Raw genomic sequence first — 1,741 nt, forward strand, 5'->3', positions numbered from 1 at the left:
CCAGCATGGTGGTGCCGATGCGCCGGCCGGACCAGGTGACGATGATCCAGGTCAGTCCTTCGGACGATGAGATTCCGTCGTACCTGTTCAAGCCACGCTTGCTGCCGCAGACCTCGCAGGCGCCGGATGTTCCGGAGCAGCAACCTGCAGCGCCGCGCTACGTTGCGCCGATGTCGATGGACAGGGAAACCGTTGCCGCCGACCGCAAGGCGCTGGATGAGCTGCTGCGCGATGGTGGCGGCAACATTGAGGGCATCTAACGGATGTGTGCGCAATGTTTCACCAGGCGACCGCACACTGTGGCTGCCAAGGACAGGTTGGTCTGGACGCAGACGGCCGCTGATCGAAAGAGATACCAGCCCGTGCGACAGGGCGCCGGCGCATGAGGAGACCCTGTCTTCTGATACTGCTCTGTCTTCTTCTCCCGGCTTGCGAGAAGAAGAGTGCCCTGGAAAAGGCGTGGCCAGTAGACCCCGCCGCGTTTGCAGAGGCTGTACGTCCGCCCCGTGCCTATGACCCCGGCGTGCTTCCAAACGATTTCCTGGGTCTGAATCAATCCCCCATATCTGGCGCGCCAGCGCCGCCGCTACCGGATGCCCCTGTTATGGAAAACGATCAGCGCATGCTCACTCTAGACATCATCGGTGTCGGTCTGTCGGTGGAGATGTTCCGCCAGGGCGATGTGTGGCATGAGTTGAAGCAGGCGGACAGCTTCAGTGCAAATGTGATGCCGCCCAGAGACTCACCACGTTGGCGACATGCAAATGGCCCGGGAGTTCTGGAGAAGCGTCAGGCGGATACTCTGGAGCTGGCCTTGAAGGCTATGGTGGAGGCCTGGCCTATTCCCAGCGTGACAGTTGTTCCGACCGATGCGAATGATTGGCTACGTGAAATTCGATCCGACGAACGTCTAAGAGAAATGGACGGCCGCTTCATCAACAGCACACGTATGCCCGCCGGTCTTCATTGGACGCAGATCAAGCAATTGGATGTCGTCTACAGCGACACGCCTGAAGATGTGATCGAAGCCATCTTCCGGACGTTCGAACGCTCCCCCGATATGCCGGCCCTTCTTGTCTATGGCAAAGGGCCCCGTGGCAAATACGACGCCCCCCGCACAGCCAGCACCCCGTTGGCCACCTACGCGGCCATGGTGGTAGCCCGCCGCGAGCGGGTGGAATGGCTGCGGCCGTGGGCGCCGTATACCCAGATGGACGAGGACACCATTTACCCAGGTTTCTGGAAGTGGGCGCAGACTCCACCAAAGCCCTTCAAACCCACACCGTTCTTTCCCACGCCCTGGACGCGCGGGCACTTCAAACAGTGGGACGAACTCCCCACGTTGGCCAAGCTGCATCGCCCGATCGTCGCCCGCCTCACGGATGAGCAGGGCACGCCTCTCAAACGTCAGGCCCAGCACGAGGCGCTTGTAGAGGGCTGGAAACAGGCCGCCGGCGAAACCTACATCAACTCGGTGTTCTTTGACACCGGCAAGGCCGGTACCGGCATCGCCACGCTGTCGCCAGTACTGCGCCAGCTCAAGGGCAACCCGGACCTGTTGGATCCGAAGGAAGGCATCGACCTGTTCGCGCGGCTGGGCGAAACCGGTGCGGCCTCGCCGTTCGTGCAGTTGGTGCTGGCCACGATGGCCGCTGCTGAGTCGAAGCGGGCCAGCATGGTGGTGCCGATGCGCCGGCCGGACCAGGTGACGATGATCCAGGTCAGTCCTTCGGACGATGAG

2 protein-coding genes are annotated in these 1,741 nt (G+C 61.9%); both read left to right on the plus strand.

What is annotated here, in order from left to right; all coding sequences use genetic code 11:
- The coding region (locus AC5P7R_RS22355) for a hypothetical protein (protein ID WP_495214200.1) at positions 1-260 on the plus strand (260 nt) is incomplete at its 5' end.
- A 344-nt stretch (positions 261-604) separates the two neighbouring features.
- Positions 605-1,741 (plus strand): type VI lipase adapter Tla3 domain-containing protein (locus tag AC5P7R_RS22360; protein ID WP_495214201.1); only part of this gene is annotated, 1,137 nt, incomplete at its 3' end.

The organism is Stenotrophomonas sp. YJH_SMC_27, assembly GCF_059369815.1.